Source organism: Streptomyces sp. MnatMP-M17, assembly GCF_900091995.1.
In the GTDB taxonomy this organism is placed as follows: Bacteria; Actinomycetota; Actinomycetes; order Streptomycetales; family Streptomycetaceae; genus Streptomyces.
Window position 1 is genome coordinate 1 of sequence record NZ_FMDK01000527.1, and the last position, 15,120, is coordinate 15,120.

The window sequence follows — 15,120 nt, forward strand, 5'->3', positions numbered from 1 at the left end:
CGACCGGCCAGCGTCGCCGTAGCCACAGGGCGCAGCAGGCGGCCATACCCGACAGCAGATCGAGAAAGACGACGGCGTCGGTGTTGCCCGCCTGCTCGCTCGACTCCAGGACGAGCAGACCGATACCGGCCGCGAGCAGGAACATCGACAGGTCCACGGCCCAGTCGCGTACGGTACGGCGCGGCCGGGGCGCGCCGTGGTCGCCGGGCAGCTCGGGGCCTCGCGGGCCGATCAGCGCCGAGGGAAGCAGCCAGGCATGGTCCGTCCGTGTCATGGCGACGAATGTACGGACGCGGCGGCCGTGGCGGAGGCCCGCGGCGGCGGGACGAGACCAAAGTCGCGCGGGTCCCGACTTTCGGCACGGTCCCGCCCAAGGCGAGTGGGAGGGGTCGACCGGAGCCGGGGCTTACCCGTCCAGTTCCTGGTGGCGGGCCGTGAGGCGGCGCATGCCCTCCTCGGTGAGGGAGCCGAAGAGCCGCAGCCGGGAGATACCGCCGTCGGGATGGATGTCGATCCGTACCTCGGTCGCCACCACGGGTACGGGCAGCGCGAAGCGGTGGTTCGTGTCGGGCTGGAGCCGGGTCCTGGACAGGATCTCGGTCCACTCGCCGGTCGCGCCGTCGCGTACGGAGAGCGTCGCCCAGCCCGCCGCGTTGCCCTTCAGATACGCCGTGTCGATCTCGGCCGCGCGGATCTCGGACTGCTCCGCCGGCCGGTAGCGGATCCAGTCGTTGCCCTTGTCCCGGCGCCGCCTGGTCTCCCAGCCGTCGTCCATCTTGCGCGAGCGGCCCGGCTGGATGGTGTTGGTGGCGGGCGAGTAGAAGCGGTCGGAGGCGTCCTCGACCGTGCCGCCGTTCTCCAGCGCGATCACATCGAACGTACCGAGGACACCGAGCCAGCCCGGATCGGGCGCGACCTCGCCGTACACCCGCAGCCGGGCGATCCCGCCGTCGGGATGCTGGTTGACGCGGAGATGGGTGAAGCGCCGCTCGGCGTCGACCGTGAAGCCGTTGGCGGCGTGGCCGCCGACGGCCGTACGAGGCACCAGCACCGTCCATGTCACCTCGTCGGCGAGCAGCTCCTCGGGCGACGGCGAGCCCGGCAGTGAGGTGCCCTCGACCGAGACCGCCTGCGGATAGTTGCCTCTGAAGTGCGCGGTGTCGACGACGATCCCGCGGATGACGCCAGGTGTGCCCAGCCTGACCAGCGCCCAGTCGTGGTCCTCGTCGGCGGGATGCGGCCGGTCCGCGCCCGTGCCGCGTCTGCGTCTGGTCTCCCAGCCGTCCATGATCTTGCCCTTGTGCCCGAAGCGCTCGGGATCGAACTCCGCGCGCTCCGGCCTCAGCAGATTCTCGCGCTCGGCGAAGAACTCGTCGTTGGCGGCGACGACTCCGGCCCCGAGCCGGCGGTCCGCGAGATCGACCAGACGCGCGAAGGGAAAGTCCGCGGTGCGGTAGTCGGCGTACGGATCGCCGCCGCCGTACGGCCGGGCGTCACCGGTGAAGGAGGGCGGGACGGGCAGGGAGTCTTCCGACAAGGTCAGTCGTTCCTTTCGAGCAGTCGGCCGGACGGTTCGGCAAGGACGCCGTCATGGACGATCCGGGTGCCGCGCAGCCAGGTCGACCGGACGACTCCGTACAGACGCTTGCCCGCGTACGCGGTGACCTGGTTGCGGTGGTGCAGCGCGGCCGGGTCCACGGTGAAGGTCTCGTCGGGCGCGAGCACCGCGAAGTCGGCGTCCCGACCCGCCTCGACGGCGCCCTTACGGGCCAGTCCCGTGAGCGCGGCCGGGCCCGCCGACATCCAGCGGACGATGTCCTCCAGCGAGCGGCCCCGTGCGCGCGCCTCGGTCCAGATCGCGGGCAGACCGAGCTGGAGCGAGGAGATACCGCCCCAGGCGGCGGCGAAATCGGGAGTCTTCAGATCGGCGGTGCAGGGCGAGTGGTCGGAGACGACACAGTCGATGGTGCCGTCGATGAGCCCTTGCCAGAGCGCGTCCTGGTTCGCGGCCTCGCGGATCGGCGGGCAGCACTTGAACTCCGTTGCCCCGTCCGGGACTTCCTCGGCGGTGAGCGTGAGGAAGTGCGGACAGGACTCGACGGTGATCCGCACTCCGGCGCGCTTGGCCGCGGCGATCAGCGGCAGCGCGTCCGAGGAGGAGAGGTGCAGCACATGTACGCGCGCGCCGAGCCGCCCGGCCAGCGCGACGAGCCCTTCGATCGCCGCGTTCTCCGCGCCGCGCGGCCGGGACGCCAGGAAGTCGGCGTAGGCGGGACCGCCGCGCCGAGGCGCGGAGGCCAGCTCATGAGGATCCTCGGCGTGGACAATCAGCAGTCCGCCGAAACCGGCGATCTCGGCCAGCGAACTTTCCAGGTGCTCCTGGTCCAGCTCGGGAAACTCCTCCACACCGGACGGCGACAGAAAGCATTTGAAGCCGAAGACGCCGGCATCGTGCAGCGGCCGGAGATCCTTGAGATTGCCGGGAATCGCGCCGCCCCAGAAGCCCACGTCGACATGGGCCTTCGTACGCGCCACCCGCTGCTTCACGCGAAGATGGCCGACGGTCGTGGTGGGCGGCAGGGAGTTCAGAGGCATGTCGAGCAGCGTGGTGATCCCGCCGGCCGCGGCGGCGCGGGTCGCGGTCCAGAAGCCCTCCCATTCGGTGCGTCCCGGATCGTTCACATGGACATGGGTGTCGACCAGTCCGGGCAGGACGACATCCTCCCCGACGTCCTCCAGCCGGGCGCCCGCCGGCAGCGGCGCGCCGTACGGCAGGACGGCCTCGATCCGTCCGCCGGCGACGGCGATGGAGGCGGCCCGCGTCCCTTCGGGCGTGATGACGCGTGTCGACCGCAGTATCAGATCCACCTCGGACACCCGTGCCCTCACTTCGCCGTCGCCACGTCACTGCCACCCATGAATTCAACGAACTGTTGAAGGAGTCTTCACTCCGGATCCCGGCCCGTCAAGACCACTTTTCCAGGGCAGCCGCGCGGAACGGGCCGCACCGCGCTAGACTGGGTTACTTCCATAGAGCGGAAATCGTATTTCACCAAGCAGAATGCAGCAGAAGGCCACTCGTACCCGGAGCAACAGAGGAGGAACGGGCCGAGGTGCTCTGACCGGCAGAGACGCCTCTCGGTGGGCCATGTGCCGGGCCGCCGCGCCCGGTAGGCTGCCTGTTCGGCCCCGCCTGCTCCGAAAGGACCGTTGACGTGCCGTCGTCCAGCGCCAGCTCCACCGACGCCAGCAAATCCGCGCCCGCCAGCGGCGGCGTCCAGTCCCTTGAGCGCGCCTTCGACCTGCTCGAACGGATGGCGGACGCGGGCGGCGAGGTCGGCCTCAGCGAGCTCTCCGCCAGCAGCGGACTGCCGCTGCCGACGATCCACCGGCTGATGCGCACACTGGTCGCCTGCGGCTATGTGCGCCAGCAGTCGAACCGGCGGTACGCGCTCGGGCCACGGCTGATCCGGCTCGGCGAGTCGGCGTCGCGGCTGCTCGGCACCTGGGCCCGGCCGTATCTGGCCCGGCTGGTCGAGGAGACCGGCGAGACCGCGAACATGGCGCTGCTCGACGGCGACGAGATCGTCTATGTCGCCCAGGTCCCGTCCAAGCACTCGATGCGGATGTTCACCGAGGTGGGCCGCCGCGTGCTGCCGCACTCCACGGGCGTGGGCAAGGCGCTGCTCGCACACGCGCCGGCGGAGGAGGTCCGCGCTCTGCTGGCCCGTACGGGTATGCCTGCCGCCACGGAGAAGACGATCACGACGCCCGAGGGCTTTCTGGAGGCCCTGGAGCTGGTACGCAGGGCCGGATACGCGGTCGATGACAACGAGCAGGAGATCGGGGTCCGCTGTCTGGCGGTGCCGGTGCCCAACTCTCCGACGGCGGCGGCCATTTCGATCTCGGGGCCGGCGGGCCGGGTGACGGAGGAGGCCACGGAGAAGATCGTCCCGGTGCTCCAGGAGGTGGCCCGGGATCTCTCGGAGGTGCTGGCGAGCACGACGGCGCAGGGCTGAGCCGGCCGATCACCGGGTGTGGCGCGGGGGGGGCACTCCCACACCTCGTACAGGACCGCCGGACGAGCCGGTATGCGGCCCGCCCGGCAGATCCCTGGTACGTCCGGCCCGGTACGTCCGGCCGATCCAGTACTCGATCCGGTACTCGAAAACGCGCTACCGGCGTGGCCGGGGCGCCTCTCCGAAGAGGTCGACGGCGTTGCGTACACCCATCAGCGCCGGTCCCAGCGCGCTGACCGAACCGATCGAACCGACGATCAGCAGCAGCGAACGGCGCATACGGGCGATCTCGGGAGCACCGTCCGCCACCATCCCGGCCAGCGCCGCCAGTTCGTCCTCGGCGATGGCCCGGTCCCTGAACTCGACCGGATAGCCCGCCAGTTCACGCCGGAGCCTGGAAACGGCCCCGTCCAGTCCCGCCACCCTCGGATCCTCGCCGTTCTCTGTCACCGGCGGCTGCCCCACGCTCCGCAACAAAGCTTTCCCCCCTTGCCCCTCGCGCCCACACATTCTTGTGTCGGCACACCTTCACGCTGACATTCCGACTCCCGGACGGTGGTCAAGCGCCAAGGTTCGCGGGCAAGTTAACGCCATTCCGCGCGGTGCGCGCCACTCCGCGGACGGAATACAGCGGGAATCCGAGTGGAATGCGGACAGAACACCCGATGATCACGGCGGTCCGGATATCGGCACATCGCACACGGATACGGTATGCAGGGCCTATGGCAGCAGGTAGGGACAACGACAGCACGGGCGCTCGCGACAGCGTGGACGCTCGCGATGCCACCGCTCGCGCCACCTCGGATCCGCCCGTCGCCGGGCTGCTGCTCGCGGCGGGCGGCGGGCGCAGACTGGGCGGCCGGCCGAAGGCACTGCTGAACCACCGGGGCCGCCCGCTGGTCGAGCATGCCGTGCGCACACTGCGCGAAGGCGGCTGCGCGCCGGTGCATGTGGTGCTGGGCGCGGCGGCGGACCGCGTACGGCACGAGGCCGAGCTGCCCGGATGCGTTCTGGTCGACAATCCGCGGTGGGCCGACGGCATGGGATCCTCGCTGCGCGCCGGGCTGCTCTCGCTGCTCGGTACGGACGCGGCGGCGGCGCTCGTACTGCTGGTGGACCAGCCGGGCATCGGCGCGGCGGCGGTGGCCCGGGTGGTGGCCGCGTACACCGCCGCGCACACCGGTCCCGACGCGCTGGTGTCGGCCGCGTACGACGGACGGCGCGGCCATCCCGTACTGTTCGGCGCCGGCCGGTGGGCGGAGATCGCGGCGGACGCGGAGGGCGATCGCGGGGCGCGCGATTATCTGAGGGCGCATGAGAGCGAGATCGTTCTGGTCGAGTGCGGTGATGTCGCGCAGGCGTACGACATCGACACGGAGGAAGATCTGTCATATCTGGAGCAGTAGCGCATGGCTCTGGAGCGGTAGCCCACGGCAGACCTACCACGGACTCCCTGGCACCCGGCCTGGCACTCGGCGCCATGGTCTGTCGATCCTGAGATTCTCGATATCAACAAACCATTGAACTTCCACCATGAGGAAACTACTATCCACAGGTCAGAGCGCCCGGCCTCCGGGCCGGCGCCCGCGACCGTATCCCGGCGCCATGGCACCTCGTGCCGTCCAAGGTGAACCGCCGGCCGCCGGGCACACCCCCCGCGAAGCATCCCCGCGAAGGAGAGTGACAGCTCATGTCCGCACCAGCGCCGTCCCCAGCGGTCGTCGTCGACGCCGAACTCCTGCCCAGGCAGGACGAGGTGCTCACCGACGCCGCCCTCACCTTTGTGGCGGAGCTGCACCGGCGATTCACTCCCCGGCGTGATGAACTGCTCGCCCGCCGCACCGAGCGCCGCGCCGAGATCGCCCGTACCGCCAGTCTGGACTTTCTGCCGGAGACCGCCGCGATCCGCGAGGACGAGAGCTGGCGCGTCGCTCCCTCGCCCGCCGCGCTCGAAGACCGGCGGGTGGAGATCACCGGTCCCACGGACCGCAAGATGACGATCAACGCGCTCAACTCCGGCGCGCGGATCTGGCTCGCGGACTTCGAGGACGCCTCGGCGCCCACCTGGGAGAATGTGGTCCTGGGCCAGCTCAATCTGATGGACGCCTACGCCCGCCGTATCGACTTCACCGACCCGCGCTCGGGCAAGTCGTACGCCCTCAAGGACGCGGACCGGCTGGCGACCGTCGTGATGCGCCCGCGCGGCTGGCATCTGACGGAGCGTCATCTCCAGGTGGACGGAGTGCCGGTGCCCGGCGCGCTGGTCGACTTCGGTCTGTACTTCTTCCACAACGCGCGGACGCTGATCGAGCTGGGCAAGGGCCCGTACTTCTATCTCCCGAAGACGGAGTCTTATCTGGAGGCGCGCCTCTGGAACGACATCTTCGTCTTCGCCCAGGACTACATGGGCATTCCGCAGTCCACCGTGCGGGCGACCGTACTGATCGAGACGATCACCGCCGCGTACGAGATGGACGAGATCCTCTACGAGCTGCGCGACCACGCCTCCGGGCTCAACGCGGGCCGCTGGGACTATCTCTTCTCGATCGTGAAGAACTTCCGTGACGGCGGCGCCAAGTTCGTGCTGCCCGACCGCAACGCGGTCACGATGACGGCGCCGTTCATGCGCGCGTACACCGAACTGCTCGTCCGTACATGCCACAAGCGCGGCGCGCACGCCATCGGCGGTATGGCGGCCTTCATCCCTTCACGGCACGACGCGGAGGTCAACAAGGTCGCCTTCGAGAAGGTCAAGGCGGACAAGGACCGCGAGGCCGCCGACGGCTTCGACGGCTCCTGGGTCGCCCATCCGGATCTGGTGCCGATCGCGATGGCCTCCTTCGACGCGGTCCTCGGCGACCGGCCTCACCAGAAGGACCGGCTGCGCGAGGACGTCTCCGTCGCGGCCGGTGATCTGATCGCCGTCGACTCGCTGGACGCGAGGCCGACGTACGAGGGCCTGCGCAATGCCGTCCAGGTCGGTATCCGGTACATCGAGGCCTGGCTGCGGGGCATGGGCGCGGTCGCGATCTTCAATCTGATGGAGGACGCGGCCACGGCGGAGATCTCCCGCTCCCAGATCTGGCAGTGGATCAACGCGGGCGTCGAGTTCGAGCACGGCGGCCGGACCGTACGTGCCACTCCGGAGCTCGCCCGCGCGATCGCCGACGAGGAACTCACCGCGATCCGCGAGGAGATCGGCGACGAGGCCTTCGCGTCCGGGAAGTGGCGGCAGGCCCATGATCTGCTGCTGACGGTGGCCCTGGACGAGCACTACACGGACTTCCTCACGCTTCCCGCGTACGAGCAGCTCCGCGGCTGAGACAGCTCCGCGGTTGAGGCGGCGGGGCCGGGTCGGGGGCCAGGTCCGGTCAGGTTTCCTCCGGTGCGGGAAGCCTCGGAACGCTGGCGATCAGCCGCCGGGAGTAGGGATGGGACGGCGAGCCCAGTACCGAGGCCGTGTCTCCCTGCTCCACGATCCGGCCGTGCTCCAGCACCGCCGTCCACTCGCACAGCGCCGCCACCACCGACAGATCGTGCGAGACCATCGCGACGGTCAGCCCTCTTGTCTCCTTCAGCTCGATCAGCAGATCCACGATCCTGACCCGGGTGGTCACATCGAGGGCGCTCACCGGCTCATCGGCAAGCAGTACCCGTGGCTCGCACACGGTGGCTCTGGCGATCGCGACGCGCTGCCGCTGACCGCCGGAGAATTCGTGCGGATAGCGGTCGGCCGCGTCCGCGGGCAGGCCGACGGCCTCCAGCGCGGCGGCGACCCTGGGATCGTCGCCGCCTCGGGATTTGCTCAGTCCGAGCGAGCGCAGCGGCTCCGAGACGATTCCGCCGACCCGCTGACGGGGATCGAGCGACGAGTACGGATCCTGGAACACGCTCTGTACGCCACGGCGGAAGCGGCGCATCAATTCACGGTCGCGAAGCCTGAGTTCGTCGCCGTCGAACAGGATCCGTCCGCTCGTGGGCCGGGTGAGACCGAGCAGCAGCCGGAGCACCGTGGTCTTGGCGGCGCCCGACTCACCGACCAGCCCGACGCTGCGGCCGGCGGTGATGTCGAGCGAGACGCCGTGCAGTACGGGCGGCGAGCCGCGATAGGCGAAGCCCGCGTCACGCGCGGCCAGGATCGGGGCGGTCATTGGACGATCCGTTCCAGTGCGCTTTCGAGGTGCCGGGCGCTGTCCACCAGATCCCGGGTGTACGGGTGCCGTGGGCGGCGCACGATGTCATCCACGCTCCCGGACTCGACGGCCGATCCGTCCTTGAGCACCAGGACATGGTCGGTCACGGCGGAGACGACCGCCAGATCGTGGCTGACGAACAGCAGCGCCATGTCCCGCTGGGCGACCAGTCCGTCCAGCAGCGCGAGCACTTCCGACTGGACGGTGACATCCAGGGCGGTGGTGGGCTCGTCCGCGATCAGCAGGGCCGGTTCACAGGCCAGGGCCATGGCGAGCGCCACCCGCTGGCGCTGACCGCCGGAGATCTCGTGCGGATAGGCACGGATGATCCGGTCCGGCTCGGGAAGCCGTACCTGGTCCAGTGACTCCTCCACCGCACGGCGCAGCGCGGCTCCGCGCAGCCCGCGCCACCGGCGCAGCGGCTCGGCGATCTGGCCGCCGATCCGCATCAGCGGATCGAGTGCGGTGAGCGGCTCCTGGAAGACGACCGTGGCGGCCCGGCCACGCAGACCGGTCAGCCGCTGCTCGGTCGCGCCGATGACCTCGGCGCCGGGCCCGTCCGTGGCCGTTCTCAGGACGATGCTGCCGGAGGCGGTCATCCCGGGCGGCAGCAGGCCCAGTACGGCGAGCGCGGTGAGGGACTTGCCGGAGCCGGACTCGCCGACGAGTCCGAGCCGGGAGCCCGCGGCGATCGAGAACGACAGGTCCGAGACCAGGGCCCGGCCCTGGGCGGTACGGATCGTGAGGCCTTTGACGTCGAGCACCTTCGTCTCGGGCGTCTGCGGACCGGGCACGTTCATCGGCTCCTCCGCCGGGTCGGGTCCAGCGTGTCGCGCAGTCCGTCGGCGATCAGATTGACACCGACGACCAGCATGACCAGCAGCACTCCGGGAGCGATGACTCCGGTGGGAGCGCTGAACACGGTCGCCTGTGCCTCGTGGAGCATCCGTCCCCAGGAGGCGTTCGGCGGCGGCGCGCCGAGCCCCAGGAACGACAGACTCGCCTCGGCCATCACGGCAAGACCGAACTGCTGGGCGAGATTCACCACCAGAGTGGGCCAGATATTGGGCAGCACATGGCCGGTGATCACACGTGGCCATGACGTTCCCGAGGTACGGGCCGCAGTGATGTAGTCCTGGGCCAGCACGCGCTTGACCAGGATCCGGGTCAGCCGGGCCACCACCGCGGTCATGGCGAACCCGATGGCGAGGACGGCCGAGCTGAGCGAGGCCGACCGGGCCGCGACCATCAGCATGGCCAGCAGCAACGTGGGAAAGGCGATCAGCACATCCAGCAGTGTGGAGAGTGTGTCGTCCAGCCAGCGGGTGGCGAAGCCGGCGGCCAGTCCGGCGCAGACGCCGAGCGCCGTGCCGATCGCGATCGCGCCGAGACCGGCCTCCAGCGCGATACGCGCGCCGGTCATGAGTTGTGTGAGCAGATCACGGCCGAGTTTGTCGGTGCCGAGGAGATGCGGCAGACCAGGTGACATCAGCCGGCCGCCGGTGGTGTCGTCGGGCGCGTACGGCACCCAGAACAGGGAGACCAGCGCGACCGCGACGATCAGTCCCACCAGGACACAGCCCGCCAGCAGCGAAGGTGAACGCGGTCTCCGTACGGGCGGGACGGGCGGAACGGGCACCGAAGCCGTGCCGGGCTCCTTGCCCGTGTCCGGAGCCGTCTTCGTAAGCTCCACAGCGGTCGGCTCCTCCGCGGTCCGTCTGGTCCGTCCTGTCCGCGCCGTCCGCTCGGTCCGTTCACTCATCGGGCACCTCCCGACAGTCGGCCCCGCAGCCGGGGATCGATCAGCCGCTGGGCGACATCGCTCAGGAATCCGATGACCAGGACCGCGAACGTGCTCACGAAGAGCACTCCCTGGACCGTCGGATAGTCGTGCTGGGCGACCGCCTGGGCGAGCAGACTGCCCAGACCGGGCAGTGCGAACACCGTCTCGACCACCACCGCGCCCAGCAGCGTCGTGGCGAGTTCGATACCGAGGACCGAGACGACCGGTACGGCGCCGTTGCGCATTCCATGGCGCCACATCGCCCGGTTGAAGGACGAGCCGAGCGCCCTGGCCGTACGCAGATAGTCGCTGCCGAGGACATCCAGGGCGGCGGACCGTACGTAGCGGATGAGCGAGGCGGACATCACCAGGGCGACGGTGATCACCGGCAGGGCCAGCGAGGTCAGTGCCTCTCCCGGCCGCGCCCAGCCGTCCTGCGGAAAGCCGCCGGCGGGCAGCACTCCGAGGCGCAGCGCGAACACGGTGATCAGGATCATCCCGATCCAGAAGACCGGTACGGCGATGCCCAGTTGGGAGATTCCGCTGATCAGCGTGCCGTACCAGGTGGCCGACCGATGGGCGGCGACAAAGCCGACGGGAACCGCGATCACCACGGCCAGCAGAAAGGAGAGCAGCGTCAGCGGGACGGTGACATCGAGCCGGGAGGTGATCTCCGGGCCGACCGGCAGTGAGCTGATGAACGAGTTGCCCAGGTCGAAGGTGGCCAGCTGGCCGAGCCAGGTGACGAACTGCTCGGGCAGCGGGCGGTCCGAGCCGATCTCATGCCGGGCCGCGGCGATCTGCTCCGGAGTGGCGCCGACAGAGAGCAGGGAGTTCGCGGGATCGCCGGGCAGCAGCCGTAGCAGCAGGAAGATCACCACGCCGGCCAGAAACAGGGAGCCGGCCAGAAAGGCCAGCCGCCGCAGCAGGTACGAGATCATCAGGGAGGAGGACCGATCGACGGAAGCGGGGATACCGACGGGGACATCGACGGAGATATCGGCCGCGGCGGAGGCGCCGCCATACGGACCGGGTGGGGCGACCGGGCCCGTACGGCGGCGCGGAGCATCAGCTCTTCTTGATGCCGTAGGCGTAGAACTGCGAGTTGAGACCGTTGAGCGGGTAGCCCGACAGCTTGGTGGAGGCCACCACGATCTGCGGGTAGAGGTAGAGCCAGTCGCTGGCCGCGTCCTGTGCGATCTGGTTGTTGACCTTCTTCAGCAGCGCCGTCTGCTCGTCGGTGGTGTCCGACTGCTCGGCCTGCTTGACCCACTCGGTGACCTGCTTGTTGTCATAGCCCCAGTAGAAGTCCGGGTCCCCGTACCAGACGATGTCGCGGTCGTTGACATGCTCCTGGAGCGTCGCGCTGAAGTCGTGGTTCTTGTAGACCTTGGTGTACCACTCGTCCGGCGTGATGATGTTGATCTTGACATTGATACCGACCTTGGCCAGCTCCGACTTGATGAAGGTGGCCGCCGTCGGATGCGGGTCGTAGTTCGGCGTGTCGAGCGTGAAGTCGAAGCCCTTGGCATAGCCGGCCTCGGCGAGCTGCTGCTTGGCGAGCGCCACGTCGTACGGATTGACCTTGGTGAGGTCCTCGTACCAGGGATCGGTGGGCGGGACCATCGAGCCGATCAGCGTGCCGTGGTCGCCCCACACCGACTGGAGCAGCTTCTTGTTGTCGATCGCCGAGCTGACGGCCTTGCGGACCTTGACGTTGTCGAACGGCTTGACCTTGTCGTTGAAGGCCAGCAGCAGCTTGGTGGTCGACTTGCCGTCGTTGACCTTGTAGGCCGGGTTGCTCTTGAACTGGTCGAGGGCGTCCGGGCTCTGCTCGCTGGTGACCACGTCCACGGCGTTGGTGAGCAGCGCGTTGTTGAGGGCGGTGGCGTCCTTGTAGTAGTGGAAGACGACCTTCGCGTTGGTCGCGGGCGTTCCCCAGTAGCCCGCGAAGCTCTCCAGGCTGAGCGCGGAGCCCCGCGTCCACTTGTCCAGCTTGTACGGTCCGCTGCCGTCCTCCGAGGTCTTGAGGTCTTTGGCCTCGGAGTTGACGATCCACACATAGCTGAGGTTGTAGACGAACGAGATCGACTTGGACGAGAGTGTCACCTCGACCGTGGCCGGGTCGGGCGTCGCGATCGACTTGATCATGTCGAAGCTGCTCTTGCGCGCCGACTGGGAGTTCTCGGCGGTCACCTTCTCGATGCTGTACTTCACATCCGCGGAGGTGAGCTTCTTGCCCGAGTGGAAGGTGACACCGTCGCGCAGCTTGAAGGTGTACGTGAGGCCGTCCGGGCTGACGGTGTAGTCCTCGGCGAGCTGCTTCTCGACCTTGCCGGTGTCGGTGAGCCTGAACAGCCCTTCGTAGACATTGCCGTTGAGCGCCTCGGTCACGCCCTGGCCGCCGCCTCCGGTGTTGTCCAGATTCTGCGGTTCGTAGAGCGATCCGACGCCGACCGTGGCGTTCTTGTCGTACGAACCGGAGGGCGTGCTGTTCTTGCTGTCGGTCCCGGAGCCGCAGGCGGTGAGGGCCAGGGACAGGGTGACCGCCAGGGTGCCGCCGAGCAGCGGTACGGACTTTCTCATCTCTTCTACTCCTGATCAACGGCCGGACGCAGATCCCGCGAGCGGTGACCGGTCCGGCTGTGGTGCCGTGGGTGAGCTCAGTTGACGGCGTAGCCGCCACGGAAGACCGGGACCTTCTCGCCCGCCTCGACGGGCAGGTGCAGCCGGTTCTGCCGTGGCGGCAACGGACAGTTGTACTGAGCGGAGAAACCGCACGGCGGCACGAAGGCGCGGTTGAAGTCGAGTATCACCGTCTCGCTCTTCCCTTCACGCGGGACGAACAGGAAGCGGCCCGCGCCATAAGTGTCAGTGCCGTTGGTCGGATCACCGAAGACCAGGAGAAGCGTTCCATCGTCGTCGAAGGCCGACAGCGTGTAGTCCACACCATCCAGTGTGACGTGGATATCGCCGGGGACGACCAGTTCCCGGCTGCCTCCGCTGTCCCTGATGTGCTCGAACGGCACGCGCCGGTCGGTGGACACGGAGGTGAAGGCGGCCTCGACCACCCAGTCCGGCCGGAACGGATAGGCGTCGACATGTGAGAAGTGCCGCACGGCCGGGGCATCGGCGTCCCAGAAACGCAGGGCGTGCTCCGGCTCACCGGTATGGAGATTGGTCCGCGCCACTGTGGTGACCGTCACACCGCCGGACGGCGTGGCCCGCGCCAACTCCTCGGTCACCTCGGTGCCGGGAGCCAGCCAACGGGTCTCGACCAGCGCCAGATTACCGAGAGGCCCGGCCACGGCGGTCTGCCGTGACGCACGCCAGGCGTCAAAACCAGCCTGTGCGGCGGCTATGGCCGTCACGGAAGCACGGGTTTGTACGGACATGCGTAACTCGCTCCGGTCTGCGTAAAAGGTTCGATCCGGCGCGCGTTGTCGCTGTCGGGTCTGGAACGAGTGGATCGTACATGCGAGGGATTATTTCCAGCCATAATCGACCATCCTTCGAGACAGCCGTCCCAAATCCGTCTTCGCCCGATGAGTTCCGGTGGCCGGGCCGGTCCACCTCTGCATGGAAACGAACATGAAGGCCGACCCGTTCGACCTCGGTCCCGTCTGCCGGACCGTGGCCGGGCTGGTGGGCGGAATCAGTGAGGAACAGCTCACCGGGCCCACACCCTGTCCCGCGTACACCGTGCGGGAGGTGCTCGGGCATCTCGTCGGGCTGACCGTGGCGTTCCGGGACGCGGCGCGGAAGAAGCTCGGGCCGACGACGGATACATCGCCGAACGCCGCTCTGCCCGTGCTGCCCGACGACTGGCGCGAGGCGCTGCCCCGGCAGCTGGACGAACTGGCGGAGGCCTGGCGGTCGCCCGGCGCATGGCAGGGCGGCACCCGCGTCGGCGGTGTCGAGCTGCCGGGTGAGGTGGCGGCGGTCGTGGCGCTCAACGAGGTCCAGATCCATGGCTGGGATCTCGCGCGGAGCACGGGCCAGGAGTACGCGCCGGACGAGGCGAGCCTGCGGGTGTCGTACGCGATGCTGATCGCCGCGGCGCGGTCGGCCGATGGGGATCCGGCTCCTGACGGGCTGTTCGGCCCGCCCGTCGAGCTGCCCGAGGAAGCCCCGCTGCTGGACCGGGTGATCGGCCTCAGCGGCCGGCGCCCCGACTGGCGGCCGGGCGCGTGAACGGGCGGGTCCGGGCCGGGGCCCGGAGGTCGGGGGGCCTCACGGTCGACCGGTCCGGACCCGCTCCCGAGGGCGTCCTGCTATCCGGGACGCGCTGTCGCGGTGACCGGCGTCATGACCAGCGCCGGTCGCCGGGCTCAGGCGGTCGTGGGCCGGGCCGTCGCCGTACCGGCGGATATGGTTCCGGCCGTGCGGAGCAGTGCGCGGGCCGCTTCCTGGAAGCGGGCGTCCGCCTCGGCCGCGCTCCCGGAGAGGCCGGGGCACCAGACGCGGCGGTCGCGCTCCGCCAGGTCGGTGAGACGGTCGAGATACGGCCGTGACAGGTTCTCGGGCCCGAGGGCCGCAAGCGCGTCCAGGGCTCCCATCGCGTCGGCGTGGCGCTCGGCGGAGGTCAGGGCCGCGTCCGCCAGATCCGTACGGTCCCGGCCCGACGGATCCACGGCGAGCAGGGCGAGGACCATCGCCGGTGCCCGTTCCGGGACGGCCAGTCCGCGTTCCAGAGCCGGGCACAGCGAGGCCGCGGCCGGGCCGAGGAGGGCCGCGGCCTTGGCCGCGCGCACGGCCGTCCAGCGCATCCACTCGCTCTCCGCCTGCGCCAGTACGCGCGCGATCACGGGCACCGCGTCGTCCGGGTCGCCTGTCAGCCGCCACAGCGCGAGCGCGATCTCCAGATCGGCGTCCTTCCGAGGAATCGTCGTACCGTCCTCGTCCGTACCGAGGGCCGATCGGAGCGCGGGCAGCAGTACGGCGGCGTCCTGGCCCAGGCCGTCGGTGGCGCCGGCCGCCTCCCGCAGCCGACGAGGATCGCGGCCGGCCAGCTCGACCGCGAGAACCGTCAGCAGTGGCCCGCTGTCGCCGGCGATCCCGTGCAGTGCGCGCGCCGCCGCGAACCGGCCCTCCTCCGGCCCCGATACGGCGGCCCCGCGCCGCG

13 protein-coding genes and 2 pseudogenes are annotated in these 15,120 nt (G+C 69.5%); 4 read left to right on the forward strand and 11 right to left on the reverse strand.

Going from position 1 to position 15,120, the window contains the following annotated elements; translation table 11 throughout:
• The 3 genes and pseudogenes from GA0115259_RS23030 to allB form a co-directional block, all read right to left on the reverse strand.
• A pseudogene (locus GA0115259_RS23030) lies at positions 1-274 on the reverse strand (sensor histidine kinase); the annotation flags it as partial.
• A 132-nt stretch (positions 275-406) separates the two neighbouring features.
• Positions 407-1,537 (reverse strand): allantoicase, encoded by a 1,131-nt coding sequence (gene alc / locus GA0115259_RS23035; RefSeq protein ID WP_093600448.1) that lies wholly within the window; start codon positions 1,535-1,537, stop codon positions 407-409.
• A 2-nt stretch (positions 1,538-1,539) separates the two neighbouring features.
• Positions 1,540-2,877: an allantoinase AllB gene (gene allB / locus GA0115259_RS23040; RefSeq protein ID WP_093600451.1), complete on the reverse strand. Its 1,338-nt coding sequence runs from the start codon at positions 2,875-2,877 to the stop codon at positions 1,540-1,542.
• A gap of 338 nt (positions 2,878-3,215) precedes the next feature.
• Here allB and GA0115259_RS23045 point away from each other — a divergent pair, with 338 nt between their 5' ends.
• Positions 3,216-4,019 (forward strand): IclR family transcriptional regulator, encoded by an 804-nt coding sequence (locus GA0115259_RS23045; protein ID WP_093600454.1) that lies wholly within the window; start codon positions 3,216-3,218, stop codon positions 4,017-4,019.
• Positions 4,020-4,175: 156 nt separating this feature from the next.
• Here the strand turns inward: GA0115259_RS23045 and GA0115259_RS23050 are convergent, their stop codons facing one another.
• Positions 4,176-4,496: a DUF5955 family protein gene (locus tag GA0115259_RS23050; RefSeq protein ID WP_093600457.1), complete on the reverse strand. Its 321-nt coding sequence runs from the start codon at positions 4,494-4,496 to the stop codon at positions 4,176-4,178.
• A gap of 245 nt (positions 4,497-4,741) precedes the next feature.
• Between GA0115259_RS23050 and GA0115259_RS23055 the strand changes: the two genes are divergently transcribed.
• Together GA0115259_RS23055 and aceB are read left to right on the forward strand one after the other, a co-directional pair.
• Positions 4,742-5,425 (forward strand): nucleotidyltransferase family protein, encoded by a 684-nt coding sequence (locus tag GA0115259_RS23055; protein WP_093600460.1) that lies wholly within the window; start codon positions 4,742-4,744, stop codon positions 5,423-5,425.
• Positions 5,426-5,709: 284 nt separating this feature from the next.
• Positions 5,710-7,341, forward strand: a complete 1,632-nt coding sequence (gene aceB / locus GA0115259_RS23060) for a malate synthase A (protein ID WP_093600463.1) — start codon at positions 5,710-5,712, stop codon at positions 7,339-7,341.
• A gap of 49 nt (positions 7,342-7,390) precedes the next feature.
• On the opposite strand, the gene GA0115259_RS23065 is transcribed toward aceB, so the two are convergent.
• The 6 genes from GA0115259_RS23065 to GA0115259_RS23090 form a co-directional block, all read right to left on the reverse strand.
• Positions 7,391-8,170, reverse strand: coding sequence for an ABC transporter ATP-binding protein (locus GA0115259_RS23065; RefSeq protein WP_093600466.1), 780 nt, complete (start codon positions 8,168-8,170; stop codon positions 7,391-7,393).
• Entirely contained in the window at positions 8,167-9,012 is an 846-nt protein-coding gene (locus GA0115259_RS23070; protein ID WP_093600469.1) for an ATP-binding cassette domain-containing protein, read from the reverse strand. The genes GA0115259_RS23065 and GA0115259_RS23070 overlap by 4 nt, the downstream gene beginning before the upstream one ends.
• A complete protein-coding gene (locus GA0115259_RS23075; protein WP_256098093.1) occupies positions 9,009-9,905 on the reverse strand; it encodes an ABC transporter permease in 897 nt (298 codons plus the stop codon). The genes GA0115259_RS23070 and GA0115259_RS23075 overlap by 4 nt, the downstream gene beginning before the upstream one ends.
• A 65-nt stretch (positions 9,906-9,970) precedes the next feature.
• A complete protein-coding gene (locus GA0115259_RS23080) occupies positions 9,971-10,936 on the reverse strand; it encodes an ABC transporter permease (RefSeq protein WP_093600475.1) in 966 nt (321 codons plus the stop codon).
• Positions 10,937-11,063: 127 nt separating this feature from the next.
• Complete coding sequence (locus tag GA0115259_RS23085; RefSeq protein ID WP_093600478.1) at positions 11,064-12,581, reverse strand: ABC transporter substrate-binding protein; 1,518 nt, start codon at positions 12,579-12,581, stop codon at positions 11,064-11,066.
• Positions 12,582-12,658: 77 nt separating this feature from the next.
• A complete protein-coding gene (locus GA0115259_RS23090; protein WP_093600481.1) occupies positions 12,659-13,390 on the reverse strand; it encodes a DUF1684 domain-containing protein in 732 nt (243 codons plus the stop codon).
• Positions 13,391-13,586: 196 nt separating this feature from the next.
• On the opposite strand from GA0115259_RS23090, the gene GA0115259_RS23095 reads away from it, so the two are divergent.
• Positions 13,587-14,189 carry a TIGR03086 family metal-binding protein gene (locus GA0115259_RS23095; protein ID WP_237540384.1) on the forward strand — a complete coding sequence of 201 codons (603 nt, stop codon included), beginning with the start codon at positions 13,587-13,589 and terminating at the stop codon, positions 14,187-14,189.
• Between the two features lie 137 nt (positions 14,190-14,326).
• On the opposite strand, the pseudogene GA0115259_RS40505 reads toward GA0115259_RS23095, so the two are convergent.
• Positions 14,327-15,120: pseudogene (locus GA0115259_RS40505) on the reverse strand (hypothetical protein); the annotation flags it as partial.

Coding starts and splice junctions, on each gene's coding strand:
- GA0115259_RS23080 (WP_093600475.1), bottom strand. CDS start 10,936: ATGATCTCGTACCTGCTGCGGCGGCTGGCCTTTCTGGCCGGCTCCCTG.
- aceB (WP_093600463.1), top strand. CDS start 5,710: ATGTCCGCACCAGCGCCGTCCCCAGCGGTCGTCGTCGACGCCGAACTC.
- GA0115259_RS23095 (WP_237540384.1), top strand. CDS start 13,587: ATGAAGGCCGACCCGTTCGACCTCGGTCCCGTCTGCCGGACCGTGGCC.
- GA0115259_RS23090 (WP_093600481.1), bottom strand. CDS start 13,390: ATGTCCGTACAAACCCGTGCTTCCGTGACGGCCATAGCCGCCGCACAG.
- GA0115259_RS23065 (WP_093600466.1), bottom strand. CDS start 8,170: ATGACCGCCCCGATCCTGGCCGCGCGTGACGCGGGCTTCGCCTATCGC.
- GA0115259_RS23070 (WP_093600469.1), bottom strand. CDS start 9,012: ATGAACGTGCCCGGTCCGCAGACGCCCGAGACGAAGGTGCTCGACGTC.
- GA0115259_RS23055 (WP_093600460.1), top strand. CDS start 4,742: ATGGCAGCAGGTAGGGACAACGACAGCACGGGCGCTCGCGACAGCGTG.
- GA0115259_RS23085 (WP_093600478.1), bottom strand. CDS start 12,581: ATGAGAAAGTCCGTACCGCTGCTCGGCGGCACCCTGGCGGTCACCCTG.